Annotated in this window: 17 protein-coding genes; 11 read left to right on the forward strand and 6 right to left on the reverse strand. The window is 53.1% G+C overall.

Going from position 1 to position 18,239, the window contains the following annotated elements:
* The first annotated feature begins 8 nt into the window (after positions 1–8).
* Together Q0835_RS21500 and Q0835_RS21505 are read left to right on the forward strand one after the other, a co-directional pair.
* Positions 9–386 carry an Mth938-like domain-containing protein gene (locus Q0835_RS21500; RefSeq protein ID WP_298964139.1) on the forward strand — a complete coding sequence of 126 codons (378 nt, stop codon included), beginning with the start codon at positions 9–11 and terminating at the stop codon, positions 384–386.
* A gap of 27 nt (positions 387–413) precedes the next feature.
* A complete protein-coding gene (locus tag Q0835_RS21505; RefSeq protein WP_298964141.1) occupies positions 414–1,265 on the forward strand; it encodes a phytoene/squalene synthase family protein in 852 nt (283 codons plus the stop codon).
* 27 nt (positions 1,266–1,292) lie between these two features.
* On the opposite strand, the gene trmFO is transcribed toward Q0835_RS21505, so the two are convergent.
* The 4 genes from trmFO to uvrA all read right to left on the reverse strand — a co-directional run bounded on the left by trmFO (position 1,293) and on the right by uvrA (position 7,452).
* A complete protein-coding gene (gene trmFO / locus Q0835_RS21510; RefSeq protein ID WP_298964144.1) occupies positions 1,293–2,711 on the reverse strand; it encodes a methylenetetrahydrofolate--tRNA-(uracil(54)-C(5))-methyltransferase (FADH(2)-oxidizing) TrmFO in 1,419 nt (472 codons plus the stop codon).
* An 852-nt stretch (positions 2,712–3,563) separates the two neighbouring features.
* Positions 3,564–3,713 (reverse strand): DUF1127 domain-containing protein, encoded by a 150-nt coding sequence (locus Q0835_RS21515; protein ID WP_152501844.1) that lies wholly within the window; start codon positions 3,711–3,713, stop codon positions 3,564–3,566.
* 412 nt (positions 3,714–4,125) lie between these two features.
* Positions 4,126–4,275, reverse strand: a complete 150-nt coding sequence (locus Q0835_RS21520; protein ID WP_298815284.1) for a DUF1127 domain-containing protein — start codon at positions 4,273–4,275, stop codon at positions 4,126–4,128.
* A 246-nt stretch (positions 4,276–4,521) separates the two neighbouring features.
* Positions 4,522–7,452, reverse strand: coding sequence for an excinuclease ABC subunit UvrA (uvrA, locus tag Q0835_RS21525; RefSeq protein ID WP_298964147.1), 2,931 nt, complete (start codon positions 7,450–7,452; stop codon positions 4,522–4,524).
* A 572-nt stretch (positions 7,453–8,024) separates the two neighbouring features.
* Here uvrA and Q0835_RS21530 point away from each other — a divergent pair.
* Positions 8,025–8,555: a single-stranded DNA-binding protein gene (locus Q0835_RS21530; protein WP_298815289.1), complete on the forward strand. Its 531-nt coding sequence runs from the start codon at positions 8,025–8,027 to the stop codon at positions 8,553–8,555.
* Positions 8,556–8,612: 57 nt separating this feature from the next.
* Here Q0835_RS21530 and Q0835_RS21535 read toward each other — a convergent pair whose 3' ends face one another.
* Complete coding sequence (locus tag Q0835_RS21535; protein WP_298964149.1) at positions 8,613–9,089, reverse strand: hypothetical protein; 477 nt, start codon at positions 9,087–9,089, stop codon at positions 8,613–8,615.
* A 436-nt stretch (positions 9,090–9,525) separates the two neighbouring features.
* Between Q0835_RS21535 and Q0835_RS21540 the strand changes: the two genes are divergently transcribed.
* Positions 9,526–11,523: a L,D-transpeptidase family protein gene (locus Q0835_RS21540; protein WP_298964153.1), complete on the forward strand. Its 1,998-nt coding sequence runs from the start codon at positions 9,526–9,528 to the stop codon at positions 11,521–11,523.
* 82 nt (positions 11,524–11,605) lie between these two features.
* Here Q0835_RS21540 and Q0835_RS21545 read toward each other — a convergent pair whose 3' ends face one another.
* A complete protein-coding gene (locus Q0835_RS21545) occupies positions 11,606–12,847 on the reverse strand; it encodes a zinc ABC transporter substrate-binding protein (RefSeq protein WP_298964155.1) in 1,242 nt (413 codons plus the stop codon).
* A gap of 169 nt (positions 12,848–13,016) precedes the next feature.
* Between Q0835_RS21545 and Q0835_RS21550 the strand changes: the two genes are divergently transcribed.
* From Q0835_RS21550 to Q0835_RS21580, 7 genes are all read left to right on the forward strand, one after another.
* Positions 13,017–13,877 carry a PaaX family transcriptional regulator C-terminal domain-containing protein gene (locus tag Q0835_RS21550; RefSeq protein ID WP_298964156.1) on the forward strand — a complete coding sequence of 287 codons (861 nt, stop codon included), beginning with the start codon at positions 13,017–13,019 and terminating at the stop codon, positions 13,875–13,877.
* A gap of 126 nt (positions 13,878–14,003) precedes the next feature.
* Entirely contained in the window at positions 14,004–14,996 is a 993-nt protein-coding gene (gene paaA, locus Q0835_RS21555; protein ID WP_298815350.1) for a 1,2-phenylacetyl-CoA epoxidase subunit PaaA, read from the forward strand.
* A 5-nt stretch (positions 14,997–15,001) separates the two neighbouring features.
* A complete protein-coding gene (locus Q0835_RS21560) occupies positions 15,002–15,484 on the forward strand; it encodes a DUF3291 domain-containing protein (protein ID WP_298964158.1) in 483 nt (160 codons plus the stop codon).
* Between the two features lie 24 nt (positions 15,485–15,508).
* Positions 15,509–15,793 carry a 1,2-phenylacetyl-CoA epoxidase subunit PaaB gene (gene paaB / locus Q0835_RS21565; RefSeq protein ID WP_298964160.1) on the forward strand — a complete coding sequence of 95 codons (285 nt, stop codon included), beginning with the start codon at positions 15,509–15,511 and terminating at the stop codon, positions 15,791–15,793.
* Positions 15,793–16,569 carry a 1,2-phenylacetyl-CoA epoxidase subunit PaaC gene (paaC, locus tag Q0835_RS21570; RefSeq protein WP_298964163.1) on the forward strand — a complete coding sequence of 259 codons (777 nt, stop codon included), beginning with the start codon at positions 15,793–15,795 and terminating at the stop codon, positions 16,567–16,569. The genes paaB and paaC overlap by 1 nt, the downstream gene beginning before the upstream one ends.
* Before the next feature lie 4 nt (positions 16,570–16,573).
* Positions 16,574–17,074 (forward strand): 1,2-phenylacetyl-CoA epoxidase subunit PaaD, encoded by a 501-nt coding sequence (gene paaD, locus Q0835_RS21575; protein ID WP_298964166.1) that lies wholly within the window; start codon positions 16,574–16,576, stop codon positions 17,072–17,074.
* A gap of 64 nt (positions 17,075–17,138) precedes the next feature.
* Entirely contained in the window at positions 17,139–18,212 is a 1,074-nt protein-coding gene (locus Q0835_RS21580; protein WP_298964169.1) for a 2Fe-2S iron-sulfur cluster-binding protein, read from the forward strand.
* The last annotated feature ends 27 nt before the right edge of the window (positions 18,213–18,239 follow it).

Genomic DNA, 18,239 nt, shown 5'->3' on the forward strand with positions numbered 1-18,239 from the left:
GGCTGGTGATGGAAATCCGGGACGCGCATTTTCCGGGGCGGGCGCCGCTGGATGCCTATGGCGAAGGCGGCTTTCGCTTTGCCGAGATGTCTCATCGCGGATCACTGCTGTGTGTCCCGAGCGGAATATACGGCTGGAATGTCTGCGAACCTGAGAGCTTCTCCCAATTCGCATTCGAAAGAGTGTTCCAGGAACAGGACGATATTGAGGTTCTGCTGATCGGTACAGGCAGAGAACTGCGTCCTTTGCCACAAGACCTCAAGGTTTTGTTTCGCGAGGCTGGCATTCTGGCGGACCCGATGTCGACAGGCGCCGCCGTGCGCACCTTTAATGTTCTTTTGTCGGAAGACAGAGCAGTTGCCGCGGCGCTACTGGCGGTGGACTGACAACCGAACCGGACCATATGTGCAGATATGACCACTGACTTTGATCACGCGGCCGATATCGCACGCCAATTCGACAAGGATCGCTATCTAAGCGCTCTGCTTGCGCCAGAGAAATCTCGCCCAGGGCTTATGGCACTCTATGCCTTCAGCGCTGAACTTGGTCGAATTCGCGAGTTGGTTTCCGAGCCATTGCCAGGGGAAGTTCGGTTGCAATGGTGGAGAGACCTTCTTGAGGACAACGAACATGGTGCAGCCGCCTCCAATCCCGTCGCAAATGCACTCCTGGAAACGATTGCTCAGTATCAATTGCCAAGGCAAAGTCTCATCGCCATGACAGAGGCTCGAATTTTCGACCTCTACAACGATCAGATGCCATCTCTGAATGATCTTGAAGGTTACGCGGGCGAAACCGTCTCCGGTCTCATTCAATTGGCTTGCCTGGTCCTCAATGACGGCAAGGACCCGGGGACGGCAATCGCTGCAGGTCACGCCGGAGTTGCCTACGCGCTGACGGGCTTGATGCGAGCATTGCCCTGGCACGCCGCTCGTCAGCAAATGTACCTGCCCAAAGATCTGCAGGCGCGACACAATCTTGATCCGGCAACTGTATTCAAAGGCGAAACGACGCCGGAACTGCGCGCGGTTCTCACAGAACTTCGTGCGCATGTACGACATCATCTAGAGCGGGTGCGGTCTGCATCCGTGGAGGTGCCAAGTTGCTGCACTCCAGCATTCCTGCCGCTTGTTTTGGTTGAACCCTTCTTGAAAAAACTGGAAGCAACTGGTTTTGATCCGCTGAAGCAGAGCGCCGACCTGTCGCAAGTGAAGCGTCAATGGATCATGTGGCGTGCCAGTCGAAACCTTTTTGATAAGCTCTAAGCGGGTTGGAAAGATCCCTGCAAGCGACTATTCGGCTGCTGTTTGTTCCAGATCCAGACCCGATTTCCAGGCAAGAAAGTCGACTTTTGCACGGTCGGTCAGGGCCCTTTTTTTCGCCCTGGTCTTGTCTTTGCCCTTCAGACGTTTGCCGTTCTCATCTTTTGTCGGCGGTTCAATGGGTGGAAAGAGGCCAAAATTGACATTCATCGGCTGGAATGAACTTGGTTTTCCCGCTCCGTCCTCTCTGCTGATGTGGCCGCCGGTAATGTGTCCGAGCAGGGCACCCATTGCCGTGGTGTCAGGCGGCGTGAGAATGTCTTGGCCGCGCACCTCTCGAACTGCAAACAGCCCGGCCATGCAGCCGACGCTTGCCGATTCAACATAGCCTTCACAGCCTGTTATCTGACCGGCAAACCGCATGCGCGGATCCGCCTTGAGACGTAGCGTCTCGTCGAGAACCTTCGGAGAGTTCAGAAAGGTATTGCGGTGCAGGCCACCCAGTCGGGCAAATTGCGCATCTTCAAGACCGGGTATCATTTTGAAAATGTCAGCCTGTGCACCGTATTTAAGTTTGGTCTGAAAACCGACCATGTTGTACAGCGTGCCCAGGGCATTATCCTGCCTCAGCTGAACCACAGCATAGGCTTTGACGTCAGGATTGTGAGCATTGGTCAGCCCCATTGGCTTCATAGGGCCGTGCCGAAGTGTTTCACGCCCTCGTGCAGCCATGACTTCGATTGGCAGACAACCGTCGAAATAGGGCGTGTTGGCTTCCCATTCCTTGAAATCGGCGGTATCCCCGGCAATCAGTGCATCAATGAACGCCTCATACTGGTCTTTGTCCAATGGACAATTGAGATAGTCTTTGCCCGTGCCACCCGGTCCAACCTTGTCATATCGCGATTGGAACCAGGCCTTGGAAAGATCGACTGAGTCAAAGTGAACGATTGGGGCAATAGCGTCGAAAAACGCCAATGAATCCTCACCGCTGAGGCCCAGTACTGCCTGCGACAGGGCTGGGGAGGTGAGCGGACCAGTTGCGACAATCACTTTTTCCCAGTCTTCGGGTGGAAGTCCGTCGATTTCGGCGCGGTCGATTGTAATTCTTGGATGACCTTCGAGCGCAGTTGTCACCGCGTTCGAGAAACCGTTGCGATCGACAGCCAACGCGCTGCCTGCAGGTACCTGATTGGCATCCGCTGATGCCATGATCAGTGAACCGAGTTGACGAAGTTCATGATGTATCAGGCCAACGGCATTCTGTTCGTTGTCGTCGGAACGGAAAGAGTTGGAGCAGACGAGTTCCGCCAACCCATCGGTCTGGTGTGCGTCTGTTTTTCTGACCGGACGCATCTCGTGCAACACAACATCAATTCCGGCCTGAGCGATCTGCCATGCGGCTTCCGAGCCGGCAAGGCCGCCGCCAATTATGTGAATGGGGCTCATTTGTCTTCCCTGGGGGCAATGCCGGCAAACTCAGGCTATTATGCACCTGTCTCCGGTTCGAACATTTAGGTAGTGATTATCCACATTCAGCGCCAATCGCAATTGTTTCCCGGCACTAAGGTCTTTCCAAAGCGAGGATGTGTTGGCTATCCGTCGGGCTTGATTGCAATGTCTTGGTCTTAATTGCAGCTTTCGAGCGTCAAGGTCCGAATATCGTTTCTGTCGATCAAAGGAGAAAACAGTGTATAGGGGCTCTTGTCACTGTGGTCGGGTCAGCTTTCTTGTCGATGCAAAAATCGATCACGCTCGGCAATGCGATTGTTCAATTTGCAGCAAACGAGGGCTCTTGACGTTCAGAGTGCCTAAAGCGGCACTCAACCTGAAAGGCGATTTGGAGGACTTGATCCAATATCGCTGGGGAACGAGGACTGCTGTCGACTACTTTTGCCCCACATGCGGAGTTTTGCCGTTTCGGCGTCCCAGTCAACCGACGCCTGAAGAGCAGGAAGCCGGTCTGGATTCGTTCGACGGCTGGTCCATAAATCTCAGGTGCCTTGATAATTTGAATCTCGACGATCTACCGAAGCGCCGGATATTTGGCAGTCGCCTGCAAATCCGAAGCAGACCAGCGTAGCCTGGGTTGAGAACCGCAAGCAGTCACTCGTCCGAACCTGCCGGCTGCGAATTCGGCAAGGCGTCGTCGATTGCATTGGAGGTTCCGTCTCGAAAAGAGACACAAAAAAACGCCAGCCGGTGGGAGGAGGATCCGGCAGGCGTTTTTTTAAACCTGCGCTGTTGGCGCAGGGCAGCAATCAGGAACTTGGGAGGAGAATAGTTCCAGACTGCATATTCTTATTTTGCGGACATACGCGCGTAGTGGCTGATGTCAGCACGAGCAATGCCAAGGTCATTCAGTTCCCGGTTGCTCAAGTTGGACAGCTCGTCGTAAGTCTGACGGAAGCGTTTCCAGTTGTTGTATTTGCGAACAACGTTATCGATCATTTTTAAGGCCTTTCGCTATATCTGTGGCCATGGCACCGCGGATCGGCGTCTGGCCCGTTCATCTCTTACGGTTTTGAAGATAGTGTTATTGTGCACTGCGAGGTAGAGGTGAAATCGCGTAACAGGTATGCGATTTTTGCAAAGCAAATTGCCTTTTAACCATTTGAATACCCAGCGTGCGCCCAGTCCACGCATGGCTCTCGTCGCCTTATTTCGCAGTTGCGAAGAAGCGAGGAGTGAGTGTTTTTATGAGTGTGCGGGATACAGGGTGCCAAACAAACGAACGCCCGCCAGCGGGAGGAGGTGCTGGCGGGCGTCGTTTCGACGTGACAGGGCTGGGAGGAGGATGCCCTGCGTGTCACACGTCCGTTGGCTGGGAGGAGGATGCCTCGGGACGCGATTCTAAATTGTGTTAGCCGTAGTTGCGGCGAGCGACGAATTTGATGTCGCTACGGCTGATGCCGAGGTCGGTAAGTTCGCGGTTGGATAGACGAGACAGCTCATCCACCGCACGGCGGTAACTCACCCAGTTGCTGTACTTCTGTCGCACAGTGTCAAACATCTTCTTGTTCCTTATTCGGCGAGAAGCCTGAACCGCTCGCTCCGTTGTTGATCCATGATATAATTCACCGAGTAAAATAAAAGAAGTGCAATCTCTGCATGACAGGCATGCGTTTGATGCAATGCAGCAAATTCTACTCGAAGAATTCAGTGTGATCTAAAAAACACACTGCAAATCAACAAATTAAAACATAAGGTGCAGTGCACACTTTTCAAGAGTGCGCAGCGCAAATCTTCTAATTGGGTATTATTCAGCTGCGTCGGAGGTCTGCTGTGGGCGCCGATGCAGCAATTCGCGCAAAAACTGCCCGGTGTAGCTTTGTTCAGCTTCTGCCACATCCTCGGGTCGACCGGTCGCCACAATTGTGCCACCTCCGTCTCCACCTTCCGGCCCCAGATCGATGATCCAGTCCGCAGTCTTGATGACTTCCAGATTGTGCTCGATCACAAGCACCGTGTTCCCCTGGTCGACCAACTCATGCAAAACATCCAAAAGCTTGGCGACATCATGGAAATGCAAACCGGTTGTCGGCTCATCCAATATATAGAGCGTGCGGCCTGTGGAACGTTTCGAGAGCTCCTTCGCAAGCTTTACGCGTTGCGCTTCGCCGCCTGATAGCGTGGTTGCCTGCTGACCAACCTTTATATAGCCAAGCCCGACCCTTGCCAGTGTTTCCATTTTATCTCGTACAGCTGGTACGGCCGCAAAAAACTCTGCCGCCTCTTCAACGGTCATATCGAGCACATCGGCTATGGATTTGCCCTTGAATTCGACTTCCAGCGTTTCGCGATTGTACCGCTTGCCTTGGCAAACGTCACAGGTGACATAAACATCTGGCAGGAAGTGCATTTCAATTTTGATGACACCATCGCCCTGACAGGCCTCGCAGCGGCCACCCTTGACATTGAACGAAAACCGACCGGGTTGATAGCCGCGCGCTTTTGCTTCGGGCATGCCCGCAAACCATTCCCGTATGGGTGTAAATGCGCCGGTATAGGTGGCCGGGTTCGATCGTGGTGTTCTTCCGATTGGCGATTGATCGATATCGATCACCTTGTCCAGCACCTCCAGCCCCTCAATCCGGTCATGTGGGGCAGGGTTGTCACGTGCACCATTCAGGCGACGGGCAGCGGCCTTATACAAGGTGTCTATCAAGAAGGTCGATTTTCCACCTCCAGATACACCCGTGACGCAGGTGAATGTGCTGAGCGGCACGTCCACATTGACGTCCTTCAAATTATTCCCACGCGCGCCTTTGACCGAAAGTTGCCGCTTCTTGTTTATCTTGCGCCGTCCATCAGCTCTGGAAATCATGCGCGCGCCAGACAAATACTCACCGGTAAGAGACTTCGGATTCGCCATGACCTCGGCAGGCGTGCCCTTTGCGACCACCTGGCCGCCATGAACACCAGCACCCGGTCCGACATCAACCACGTAGTCCGCTGTAAGGACAGCGTCTTCATCGTGTTCAACCACGATTACGGTATTGCCAAGGTCACGCAGATGTTTCAGCGTTTCCAGAAGTCTGGCATTGTCTCGCTGGTGCAGGCCGATGGAGGGCTCATCCAGCACGTAAAGAACACCCGTTAGCCCAGAACCTATTTGTGAAGCGAGCCGGATGCGCTGGCTCTCGCCGCCGGAAAGAGTGCCGGAAGCGCGGGAGAGTGTCAGATATTCCAATCCGACATCATTCAGAAACTTCAGTCTCTCACGGATTTCCTTCAGGATTCGACCGGCAATTTCGTTCTGTTTTTCATTCAATTGTTCTGGAAGTTTTTCATACCATTCGCTTGCAAGCCGAATGGAGTTTTCGGTTATTTCACCGATGTGCTTTCCGGCGATCTTGACCGCCAATGCCTCAGGTTTCAGGCGAAATCCACTGCATGCCGGACACGCATGGTCTGACTGGAAACGGCTCAGTTCCTCACGTACCCACGTGCTCTCGGTTTCGCGCCAACGTCGTTCGATATTGCCAATTACGCCTTCGAAGGTCTTTTCGGTCCGGTAGCTTCGCACACCATCGTCATAGACAAATTCGATCGCATTCTTTCCCGTCCCGTGAAGAATAGCGTCCTGCACCTCGGAAGGGAGGTCTTTCCAGGGGGTCGCCATTGAAACTTTGAAGTGCCCGCAAAGTGCCTCAAGCGTCTGAGTGTAATAAGGCGACGTCGATCCTGTCTTTGCCCAAGGCAAGACAGCACCTTCTCGCAGCGAAAGAGAGTGATCGGGAACAACCAGGTCTTCCTCGAACGCCAGTGTGGTGCCAAGACCGTCGCAGGTCGGGCAGGCGCCGAAAGGGTTGTTAAAGGAGAAGAGGCGCGGTTCGATTTCCGAAATGGTGAAGCCGGACACCGGGCAGGCAAATTTTTCAGAAAAGATCAGCCGCTTTGCATCACCATTATCTTTAACCTGATCGGCGAATTCCGCGATTGCGATGCCGTCGGCGAGTTTCAGCGCGGTCTCCAGAGAATCGGCAAGTCGCCCCGCGATATCATCGCGCACGACTATACGGTCCACGACAACATCGATGTCGTGTTTGAATTTCTTGTCGAGAGCCGGGGCGTCTGCAATTTCATAAAAGGTGCCGTCAATTTTGACGCGCTGAAACCCCTTTTTCATAAGCTCAGCCAGCTCTTTACGGTATTCACCCTTTCTGCCGCGCACCATCGGCGCAAGCAGATAAAGTCTCGCGCCTTCCTCAAGACCCATGACCCTGTCGACCATCTGGCTGACGGTTTGACTTTCGATGGGAAGACCGGTCGCCGGCGAATAGGGCACCCCAACTCGCGCGAACAACAGTCGCATGTAGTCGTAGATTTCCGTGACCGTACCAACGGTCGAACGCGGGTTACGGCTCGTTGTCTTTTGCTCGATCGAGATGGCAGGTGAAAGACCGTCAATCTGGTCCACGTCGGGCTTCTGCATCATTTCCAGGAACTGGCGTGCATAGGCGGACAAGCTTTCGACGTAGCGCCGCTGTCCTTCAGCATAAATCGTATCGAATGCAAGCGACGACTTGCCTGATCCCGATAGACCGGTCATGACGATCAGCCTGTCACGAGGCAAGTCCAGGTCTACGCCTTTTAGATTGTGCTCACGGGCACCCTTGACGCTGATCACCTTGGTCGGGTCATTTTTCCAGCTATTGTCCGACTTGGGTGTCTTGGGCTTGGTCATTCTCGTGTTTCCTGAAGGTCTGCACAGGCGATGATATTGGCAAGTGCAGGGAACTTTGATGTCGGTGTGGCAAATCTTGCCTGCCCGGATATAACAGTTTCCGCCGGTGCTTCCAGTGGGCCAAAGTCACGTTGCTAAAAGACCGGCAACTTTCTTGGGTGTTCGATTGAATCGGTTTTACAGAAATGATAAGAACAAAACAAGTACATGTAATTGGCTACGTCAGGAAGCTTGTGCTGTTTTGGCCTAAATCCAGATGGGTGCAATTGTATCTTCCTGACAGTCTTTGGCGTATTCGATGGCCACAATGCGCCGTGCGGTCAGGTCTCCTGCTTTTAAAGTCCGCTGGGGCGATAAGGCAGATGAACAAGAACGCATCCATGCCACGTTAACCGGGGTTGGCCTGTGGAAAATGAGTGCTTGTGCGGGAAAAAGCGCGCGAAGCTGTTGGCAGGCCGTTAGGGTTCTGGTTCAAGCCGCGGAGCCGGTAGCACGGTTGGACATCAACAAGTTTGCCGACGAGCGAACCGACTGGTGAAGTCGAACCGCAGAATGAAAAACAGGAGAGCAGAATGGCGGGCAGCGTCAACAAGGTAATTTTGGTTGGAAATCTGGGGGCAGATCCGGAAATCCGCCGGACTCAGGACGGTCGGCCGATTGCCAATCTGCGGATCGCAACTTCGGAATCCTGGAGAGATCGGAGCAGTGGTGAGCGTCGGGAGAAAACCGAGTGGCACCGGGTTGTCATCTTCAACGAAGGTTTGTGCAAGGTGGCAGAACAGTATCTGCGCAAAGGATCCAAGATCTATCTTGAAGGCCAATTGCAGACCCGCAAATGGCAAGATCAGTCCGGTCAGGACCGCTATTCCACCGAAGTCGTGCTGCAAGGCTTTAATTCAAACCTGACAATGCTCGACGGGCGCGGCGAGGGCGGTGGGCAACCAGGTGGACTGCCTGACTACGGAAATGACCAGGGCGGTGGCTTCGGCGGCGGTTCAAGTGGCGGTGGCGGCTATGGCGGCGGTCAGAGCGGCGGCGGTTTCGGTGGTCCTTCTAGCGGTGGCGGTGGTGCTGGCCCGATGGATGATGAAATTCCATTCTAGTCAAACGACAAAGGCACGAGAGGCCCTGTTTAGACAGGGGCCTCGTGTGTCATTTTGTTATCCGCCGACATGCGGATCATACGGTGTGCTTGGATCGTCAACGCCGTCATAATATTCTTTCGCAGTTCCCAGACCGCAATGATATACGGCCTCTTCCGCGCGTGTATCTCCACCCGTGATTGGCGCGCCGTTGTGGTGTGCCATTTCGTGAATAATGGTCGCCAAAACCATCCAGCGCCCCGTGTTGAACGCCCGATCACCGATAGCGATTTCGCCGGTCGGCACATGGATCTCTCCATGCAATGGAGAAATCGTAGGACCATAATTTACCCAGATCGAGCTGTCGTTGATCATGTCCGACAAGCTGCGGCCTTTGGGCAGGGTACGGAAATAGGCGTTGCAGGATGGATTGTTTTTTACCATCCGGAACAATTTGCTCCTTGCCCATTTGCACTTCGAGTACTGAGAAGAATCGAAGCTTGTGTATTTCCAGATCGGCGAGGAATGGTCACCGACATTGAATTGGAACGGCATTAGGCCTTCTCCCTTTTGCTCACTTTTTCGTGAGTTCTTATAGGAGAGAGCCGGATTGGATATCGTGATAGCCATCACGCAAGAGCTGAATGCATCGGTTAGCGCACCCATAAAGAGAGTATGGGTTTAGCTGCATCTTCTGGTGGGTGAAATCGAGGCAATAACGTCACACTGAATTGAATTCAAAATCTGTGTACGACGCGCGCTCTTAACCATCTTCAGAAGCCTGATATAGTATCAACGGATTGAAATGAGGTGATTTGCAAAGGCTGTGCAGCGAAAAATGCCCTGCTTTTGCCTGCAGATCACACCAAACGCGACATAATTTCCCGGCAGAACGAACCGGGTGGCGTTTTTCCTTGGCAGGGAATGAGAACATCCGGTCTCCGTGGGCGCGTTGCCGGACCAAAATAAATTTAGTTTTCGGGTTGGAACAATGCGAACAGACACATCAACAAACAGCAAGCAGGTTAGCGCCAAAGGCAAGGACTCAATTAAGAGCCGCGCCGGAACCTTTTTCGGCACATCCTTGAAAACCGGCCTTATGGCGTCGGTGCTTGCTACAGGTTTTGCCATTGCGCCTGTGGAACCGGCGACCGCCCAGAATTTCTTTCAGCGCATCTTCAATCCGGAGCATCAGCGACGCGAGCAGGAGCGGCTTCGTCAGGAAGAGCTCCGAAAGAAGGTGTCGAAAGTTCGGGTCTCTGCTCCTCGCTATTTGAACTACCGGCCCGATGACTGGAAACAGCTGCCGCTCGGTGAATTGTCTGAAAAGAAAACCGCAGAGGTTCGGCCAGCGACCCAGAGTGTCGAGGCCGGCGACGCAGCAACTCTGGACGCTGAACCAGCCTCTGTTGCCCCTGTTGTACTCACTGCCTTTGACGAAGCGCGCCCCGCCTTGAAAGACATGACCCTGATGGGGCTTCCAGAGGTTGGGCAAGCGCTTGTTGCCTTCTATCGTGAGCACCCTAATTTTGTCTGGACTGAGGACGGACAACCGACTGCCAAGGCGAAGCAACTTCGCGATGCACTCGAAAAAGCCGGTGACTTTGCCCTCAATCCGGCAGACTATTTTGTGCCGCTTCCGGCAGCATCAGGCGCGGAAGAGGTTGAGCAGGACGCCGCGACAATGCGGTTTGAGATGGCGCTCAGCGCTGCCGCGCTGACATATGTTCTGGATGCCAGGCGTGGCCGCATCGACCCTAACCGAATTTCCCAATACCACGATCTGCCTCGCCATGAAGTTGATCTGGTTGCTGCGCTCGAAGAATTGAAATCTGCAGCGAACGTCGCAGAGAGCCTTCAATCAAACCAGCCGCAGAATGTACATTTCAAAGAGTTGACGGCTGAACTTGCACGTTTGAAGGCTGAAGACGAAGCAACCGATCAAATCGTGATTGCACCTGGAACATTCCTCAAGGCAGGAAAATCCAGTCCGGAAATGAAAAACATCGTTGCTGCGATCCAGAAGAACGGATCGGAGGAACTGAAGACTGTCCACTCAGAAACACTCGAGACGTATGAAGGTGACGACCTTTATTCTCCTGAACTTGTCGCGTTGGTCAAAGCCTTTCAAAAGGAAAACAAGCTGACGCCTGACGGTATCGTCGGCAAGAACTCCATCAATGCTATGGTCGGTGAGACCAATGCGGCCAAGATTGCCAAGGTTGAACTGGCAATGGAACGCAGCCGTTGGATGCCGGAAGAGCTTGGTGAGCGGAAGGTCTTCATCAACCAGCCTGCATTTACCGCAACCTACACAGCCCCCGGGGAAGATCCCTTGTCGATGCGGGTCGTGGTTGGCAAGAAGTCAAACCAGACCAATTTCTTCTACGACAAGATTGAGATCGTGGAATACAACCCTTACTGGGGCGTGCCGTATTCAATCATCGTCAACGAAATGCTGCCGAAACTGGCAAAAGATCCAAGTTATCTGGATCGCTCAGGATACGAAGTAACCACGGCCGGAGGACGGAAAGTATCGTCTTCGTCCGTAAACTGGTATGCCGTTGCTTCAAAACAGCAAACGATCAATGTTCGACAGTATCCCGGTCGGTCGAATGCGCTTGGTGAGGTGAAGATACTCTTCCCGAACAAGCACCATATTTACATGCACGACACGCCATCCAAGAGCCTCTTTAACAAGGACGTACGGGCATTCAGTCATGGCTGTATTCGCCTTCATGACCCGAAAGCCATGGCGGCTGCGGTGCTGGGAAAATCGAAGGATTATGTCAGCTCACGTATTTCAGCCGGACAGAATGAACAGGAGAAAGTGACCGGGGACCTGCCTGTTTACGTTTCCTATTTTACGGCCTGGCCGGAACTTGATGGAACAGTCGCCTATTACTCCGATATCTATGACCGTGACCGGCATCTCTTGAAGGCACTTGAGAAAACGGAAACGGTGCGGGCGAAAGCGCGCGCGTCTTAAGCGCTGCGACGTCATGAAACAAAGGCCGCCGGATCGATGCCCGGCGGCCTTTTTACATAGAATGGAAAATTTATTGCTGGCGTCAGGACTGACTTTTCAGACAATCCGACAAGGAATTTGCCAGATTTTGCAGAAGGCTCGGGTAAAGGTCCGGACCGTTTTTGAGATCGGTGCCGAGCGGGTCAAGCGTGCCCTTTTGCGCGCTGCTGCCTTCTATGACGACATTGACGAGTTTGGCATCGAATTGCGGTTCTTGAAAAACGCAAGTCACTTCAAGATCACGAATACGCCCCTGGATATCTGAGACGCGGTCTGCGCTGGACAGCGCTTCCGGCGAGAGCGTGATCGACCCACTTGCTTCGATATCGAAGTGATGTTCGAAATGATGATAGGCATCGTGGAACACGACGAACTTCTTGCCTTCAACCGGGTGAAGTTGTTCCTCGATTTTGCCTTCAAGTGCTTCGATCTTCGCTTGGAAAGCACTCGCATTCTCTCGATATTTTTCCGCGTTTGACGGATCTACCTCAGCGAGCTTTTCAGCCATTGCGCCGGCAATTGCGATGCCGTTGTCTGGATTCAGCCAGATATGCGGGTCTCCAGCGTGGTCTGAATGGTCATGCCCTGCATGTTCTTCGTGCTTGTCATGATCATGTTCCGCATGACTTTCATCGTGGTCATGCTCTTCTTCCGCGTGAGCATGTTCCTCATGATCGCCATGTTTCTCCTTGTCATGATCGTCATGGGCATGTTCGTCGTGGCTTTCGCCGTGCTCGTGCTCATCTTCGGCATGCGCATGTTCTTCATGCTTGTCGTGATCATGGTCATCATGAGCATGTTCGTCATGATGGTCTTCGTCTTCATGCTCCTCATGGGAAGCTTCTTCAGCTCCATGGTCATGATCATGTGAATCGAAGTCCTTGCCTTCCCGAATGCCAAGGTGACTTACACCCTTAACATCCATGAAACTGAGCACTTCGGCATCACTTGTCATCGAACTGATGGGTTTTTCCAAAGACGGTGTCAGTTGCGGGCCAACCCAGAAGACAACATCTGCGCCTTCCAATAGGGATGCCTGAGATGGCTTCAGTGCAAAGCCGTGTGGTGAGGCTGCCCCATCGATCAGAATGTGCGGTGTTCCAACACCGTCCATAACGGCGGCCGCGATAGAGTGGATCGGCTTGATGGTGGTGACGACGTTCGGGCCATCAGCAAATGCAGCCGAGCTAAGCAACGCACTTGCAGCAACGCTCGCAAGCGCGGTCACAACGAATGTCTTGCGGCCTCGAGTGGTTGCACCTTTGGTATCGGATTTGTCAATCATGCGGGGAGTACTCGATTTGATGTAACACTATAACGCGTAACTTTATAACGTTTGTGTATTGGCTTCGCAAGTGATCTAGATCCGATAGTCTCTAAAGACAGTTCGAGTAGACTTGGATTGAATTCGTCTGGCGGTTAAGGTCGAAAAAAACAATCGGATCAAATGTTTCATGCAGGAAAGTTCCGCATTCCGAGCCGAGAGGTTCCTGAAATCCTATCCACCGAAAGCTGCCCAATTGATCGTCACTATTTATGGCGACATCGTCGAACCTCGTGGTGGCGTATTGTGGATGGGCAACCTGATCAGCTTGTGCAGTGGTTTTGGCGTCAATGAATCCTTGGTCCGCACAGCCGTTTCACGTCTCGTATCAAAAGGTCAGCTGAGCGGTGAACGCGATGGGCGTCGCAGCTTTTATGCTCTGACGGAAGAGGCGCGAAATGAATATCATCTGGCAGCTGATCTGTTTTTTGGGCCAAGTGACAGTGATTGCGACTGGATCATATCCGTGAGTTCTGTTCCTGCCCAACAGGACAAGCTTCTGCGAGCGGGTTTTGTGAATTTGGGAGGAAATGTTTTCATCGCGGCAGACCGACATGACCGCCCGCTCAACGACGTCTCGTTCCGCTCCTCGGCAGAAGATCCGAACAGCAAGTCATTTCGAACACTGCTGAGATCTTCCTTCAAGCTTAATGAATTGAGCGACGAGTACATGGAATTCACGAAGCGGTATCAACCGATGGATGCTGTGTTGGAGAAAACGCTTTCCGACCAGGAAGCGTTGTTGTGTCGGCTTGCTCTTGTCCATGACTACCGTGCCATACGCTTTCGAGACCCCAGACTGCCGCCTGGAGCACTCCCCGATGACTGGCCGGGACATGAAGCTCACAGGCTCTTTGCGGTCCTCTATACGGGTCTATCTGAAGCTGCGGACAATTTCATTGGGCAGCACCTGATGAACCAGGCCGGTCTGTTGGGCGCCACTCCTGCACCCATCAAATCAAGGCTAGAAACGATCTCCAAGAGAATTTGACACCAAGAATTTAGCAGAAAACTGTTGCCTGATTTAAAAGCGTCACAAATTTTTAAAAAATGAACTTTTTCTGTGATGCATTGTGCGCTATCCTGACGCATCTTCAACATGACGGAAGGAGGCGTCATGTATGCGCAGATGGTGAAAACCGACACGACGAAGGTCCGTGACTTATCGGAAATGTCGGCACAAGAGCGAGCGTTTCAGGAACGCATCGATCGCGGTGAAAAGATTGAACCAACGGATTGGATGCCGGATGGTTATCGCAAGACCCTGATACGTCAGATCGGTCAACATGCGCATTCCGAGATTGTTGGTCAGCTTCCCGAAGGCAATTGGATCACGCGTGCACCCACGTTGGAGCGCAAGGCGATCTTGCTTGCAAAGGTTCAGGATGAGGCTGGACACGGTCTTTATCTCTACTGCGCAGCTGAAACTCTCGGCGTCAGTAGAGATGAACTGATTGAACTCCTCCACGCCGGAAAGATGAAATACTCTTCTATTTTCAACTACCCGACGTTGACGTGGGCCGATATCGGGGCCGTCGGGTGGTTGGTGGACGGCGCAGCAATCATGAACCAGGTTCCGCTACAGCGCACCTCCTTCGGACCCTATTCACGCGCAATGATCCGTATTTGCAAAGAGGAAAGTTTTCATCAGCGGCAGGGCTACGACATCATGATGAAGATGGCGGGCGGAAACGAGGCACAACGGCGCATGGCGCAGGATGCTCTGGACCGGTTTTGGTATCCCTCCTTGATGATGTTCGGTCCGTCGGACAAAGAGTCCGTTCACTCTGCCCAGTCCATGGCCTGGAAAATCAAGATCAACACCAACGATGAGCTTCGGCAAAAGTTTGTCGATCAGACGGTCCCGCAGGCCCAGTATCTGGGCCTCACGGTTCCTGACGAGCACTTGAAGTGGAACGAGGACAAGGGCAGCTACGACTTTTCCGAACCTGACTGGAATGAGTTCTTTGAAGTGCTCAAAGGCAACGGGCCGTGTAACCGGGAGCGAATGGAAGCTCGGGTAAAGGCCTGGGAAGATGGCGAATGGGTCCGCGACGCATTGATGGCTCACGCCGATAAGCGTGAAGCTTCAAGAACGGCCGCGGAGTGAGCCGAATGACTGATTTCAACATCGCGGAATTGAATGTTGCCAGGTTGAAACACGACATCAACGACCCGCGCATTTCTGATTTCGTTCGAAACCTGAATCGGATCAATTTCGCTGCCGAACGCAGCGAAGGTTTCGTCTGGCGGCTCAAGGATGAGGCGGGCTCGTCTGTTGCGATGTCCGCAGAAGATGACCCGATGGTTATTCCGAACCTATCCGTTTGGACTGACGTAAAGTCATTGGAAAATTTTGTCTTCAAGACGGTTCACAAACGGTTTTACGAAAGACGCGCTGAGTGGTTCAGTGTGATGGAAAAAATGCACTTTGTTATGTGGATGGTGCCAGAAGGACATCATCCGTCGCTCGAAGAAGCCTGGGATCGGCTGAACCACCTCAACTCGCATGGCGCTTCCGATCACGCGTTCGGTTGGGAACATGTTGACGGTGCCAATCTTTGGCGAACCGCAAGGTGCACATCGCCCGCGGCCTGAGTGAAGTTCCAAGGAGACGTAAGCATGAAAAAGGAATGGCCGCTCTGGGAAGTGTTCATTCGAGGACAGCATGGCCTCAATCACCGCCATGTCGGTTCGCTCCACGCGCCAGATGCTGAAATGGCGATAAAAAATGCGCGCGACGTTTATACGCGGCGCAAGGAAGGTGTCAGTATCTGGGTCGTTCCTTCCGCTCAAATCACAGCCTCAGATCCAGGTTCCAAAGATGCCTTGTTCGAACCGTCCGTCGACAAGATTTACAGGCACCCGAGCTTTTATAACATTCCTGATGACGTCGGAAAAATGTGATGACTGAGCCCGGCGATAAAATCGCGAACGATGTATTTTTCGACTGGCTTTTGAGGCGCGGTGACACGGCGCTTGTGCTAGGTCACAGGGTATCGGAATGGTGTGGCCATTCTCCGGTGCTGGAAGAAGATATCGCACTCGCGAATATCGCGCTCGATTTAATCGGGCAGGCAAGGCTCTGGCTATCTTTGGCGGGAGAGGTTGAAGGCAAGGGCCGCGGCGAAAACGAACTTGCCTATTTGCGAGATGCCTGGGACTTCCGAAATCTGTTGTTGGCCGAACAGCCAAATGGCGACTTCGGCCAAACTATGATGCGCCAATTCCTCATCGACGCTTATCAGTCGCAATTGCTGAAAGCTCTTGCAACGTCCGCAGATAACCGGGTCGCTGAAATCGCGGTGAAAGCCGGCAAGGAGGTTGACTATCATCTCGACAGGTCCGCAGACCTGGTAATCAGACTTGGTGATGGTACCAGTGAGAGCAGGCAGCGGATGCAAGCGGCGCTGGAGAGCCTATGGCCTTATTCGGGCGAAATGTTCAAAGGTGACGCCGTCGACCAGGCCGTCGTTGCGGCGAAAATCGCACCTTCACCCGAAGGGCTCCGGACAGAATGGTTGTCGACCGTTGATGCCGTTTTCACTGAAGCGACATTATCAAAACCAGAAACGGATTTTGCTCACACCGGAGGTCTGACGGGTCGACACACAGAGCATCTTGGACACATTTTGGCAGACATGCAGTTTCTGCAAAGAGCCTATCCGGGTGCTACCTGGTAAGCCTATGAAAGTTCCCACGCAAACAATTTGGAGCTGGCTGTCTGAAGTTCCGGACCCTGAAATCCCGGTCCTGTCCCTAACTGATCTCGGGGTTATTCGAGACATCCGATGGGAGGAGGGCATGTTGGTCGTTACCGTAACGCCGACATATACAGGGTGTCCCGCGACAGCCGTGATCAATCTCGATATCGAAACCAAGTTACGGTCCAACGGTATTGAAAATCTGCGACTGGAACAGCGCATCAGTCCGGCCTGGACAACGGCCTGGCTTAGCCAGGAAGGACGTGAAAAACTCCGAAAATATGGCATTGCGCCGCCAGTGGAAGGCACATCGAAAACCGGACGGATCTCGAGACTTTCCAGCAATGAGGCGTTGGTTGTTGCATGTCCGCGCTGTGGTTCTGACAAAACAGAAAAAGTCAGCCAGTTCGGTTCCACACCTTGCAAAGCGGCTTACAGATGCCGGTCCTGCCTGGAACCCTTCGACTATTTCAAATGCCACTAGACCGATACGCCGCCTTTGCCGGTCAACCCGGCCCATATGCATCACAACTTCAGGGAGGAACTAGATGTCGAGGTTTCACGCCCTCACGGTAACCGAAGTCGCACCAGAAACACGGGACGCGGTCGTTGTCACCCTGAGGCCTCAAACCGGGGATGAAGAGGTTTTCCAGTTTTCTCAAGGTCAATACTTGACGTTCCGGCGAGACTTTAATGGTCACGAGGTGCGCCGTTGCTACTCGATATGTACCGGCACGGAAGATGGTAGTCTGAAGGTCGGCATCAAGCGTGTCGACGGCGGCGCTTTTTCGTGTTGGGCAAATGAAGATTTGAAACCCGGCGATACAATAGAAGCGATGCCACCCCGCGGCAGTTTCAATTCCGAGATTAATCCCGGCGGATCGAAATTCTACTTCGGCTTTGCCGGCGGTTCCGGGATCACACCGATACTGTCGATTATGAAAACGGTCCTGGCCCGTGAACCAGAAGCGCAATTCACACTGGTTTACGCCAATCGTCAGGTTTCTTCGATCATGTTTCGGGAAGACCTCGAAGACTTGAAAAACCGCTATCTCGGCAGGCTTCAGATCATTCACATTCTCAAGAATGACGGTCAGGATACCGAGTTGTTCTCGGGTCGCATCGACAAGGAAAAGCTCGAAGACTTGTTCCAGAACATGGTTGATCCTCAGGATATCGACCAGGTGTTCCTGTGCGGTCCCCATGGAATGATGGAAACAGTAAATGATGCCTTGAAAAGTCACGGTGTTGCAGACAGACGGATCAAGCAGGAACTCTTCAAATCCGATCAACCCGGACGCTTGCCTGCCAAACAAAGACCCGCGCTTACCGGAAACAAGGCCAAAGAGGCGGATCTGAAGCTGACGCTGGATGGCACCACCCGTATCCTTCACATGGAGCCCGGGGAAACCATTTTGGAAGCTGCCCATAGAAACAGCATTGACGCTCCTTATTCATGTTGCGCAGGCGTCTGTTCTACTTGCCGCGGAAAGCTTCTGGAGGGCGAGGTCGAGATGGCAGCCAACCATGCTCTTGAGGACGACGAAATCCGGGACGGATACGTTTTGACCTGTCAATCCAGACCTTTGTCAAAACGTTTGGTGCTCACATACGACGCCTGATCCGCGGCTAATGTCGGCAAGACGGCC

Origin of the sequence: uncultured Roseibium sp. (assembly GCF_947499295.1) — a bacterium.
Classification (GTDB): domain Bacteria; phylum Pseudomonadota; class Alphaproteobacteria; order Rhizobiales; family Stappiaceae; genus Roseibium.

Coding starts and splice junctions, on each gene's coding strand:
- Q0835_RS21500 (WP_298964139.1), top strand. CDS start 9: ATGGAAATCCGGGACGCGCATTTTCCGGGGCGGGCGCCGCTGGATGCC.
- Q0835_RS21505 (WP_298964141.1), top strand. CDS start 414: ATGACCACTGACTTTGATCACGCGGCCGATATCGCACGCCAATTCGAC.
- trmFO (WP_298964144.1), bottom strand. CDS start 2,711: ATGAGCCCCATTCACATAATTGGCGGCGGCCTTGCCGGCTCGGAAGCC.
- Q0835_RS21515 (WP_152501844.1), bottom strand. CDS start 3,713: ATGATCGATAACGTTGTTCGCAAATACAACAACTGGAAACGCTTCCGT.
- Q0835_RS21520 (WP_298815284.1), bottom strand. CDS start 4,275: ATGTTTGACACTGTGCGACAGAAGTACAGCAACTGGGTGAGTTACCGC.
- uvrA (WP_298964147.1), bottom strand. CDS start 7,452: ATGACCAAGCCCAAGACACCCAAGTCGGACAATAGCTGGAAAAATGAC.
- Q0835_RS21530 (WP_298815289.1), top strand. CDS start 8,025: ATGGCGGGCAGCGTCAACAAGGTAATTTTGGTTGGAAATCTGGGGGCA.
- Q0835_RS21535 (WP_298964149.1), bottom strand. CDS start 9,089: ATGCCGTTCCAATTCAATGTCGGTGACCATTCCTCGCCGATCTGGAAA.
- Q0835_RS21540 (WP_298964153.1), top strand. CDS start 9,526: ATGCGAACAGACACATCAACAAACAGCAAGCAGGTTAGCGCCAAAGGC.
- Q0835_RS21545 (WP_298964155.1), bottom strand. CDS start 12,847: ATGATTGACAAATCCGATACCAAAGGTGCAACCACTCGAGGCCGCAAG.
- Q0835_RS21550 (WP_298964156.1), top strand. CDS start 13,017: ATGCAGGAAAGTTCCGCATTCCGAGCCGAGAGGTTCCTGAAATCCTAT.
- paaA (WP_298815350.1), top strand. CDS start 14,004: ATGTATGCGCAGATGGTGAAAACCGACACGACGAAGGTCCGTGACTTA.
- Q0835_RS21560 (WP_298964158.1), top strand. CDS start 15,002: ATGACTGATTTCAACATCGCGGAATTGAATGTTGCCAGGTTGAAACAC.
- paaB (WP_298964160.1), top strand. CDS start 15,509: ATGAAAAAGGAATGGCCGCTCTGGGAAGTGTTCATTCGAGGACAGCAT.
- paaC (WP_298964163.1), top strand. CDS start 15,793: ATGACTGAGCCCGGCGATAAAATCGCGAACGATGTATTTTTCGACTGG.
- paaD (WP_298964166.1), top strand. CDS start 16,574: ATGAAAGTTCCCACGCAAACAATTTGGAGCTGGCTGTCTGAAGTTCCG.
- Q0835_RS21580 (WP_298964169.1), top strand. CDS start 17,139: ATGTCGAGGTTTCACGCCCTCACGGTAACCGAAGTCGCACCAGAAACA.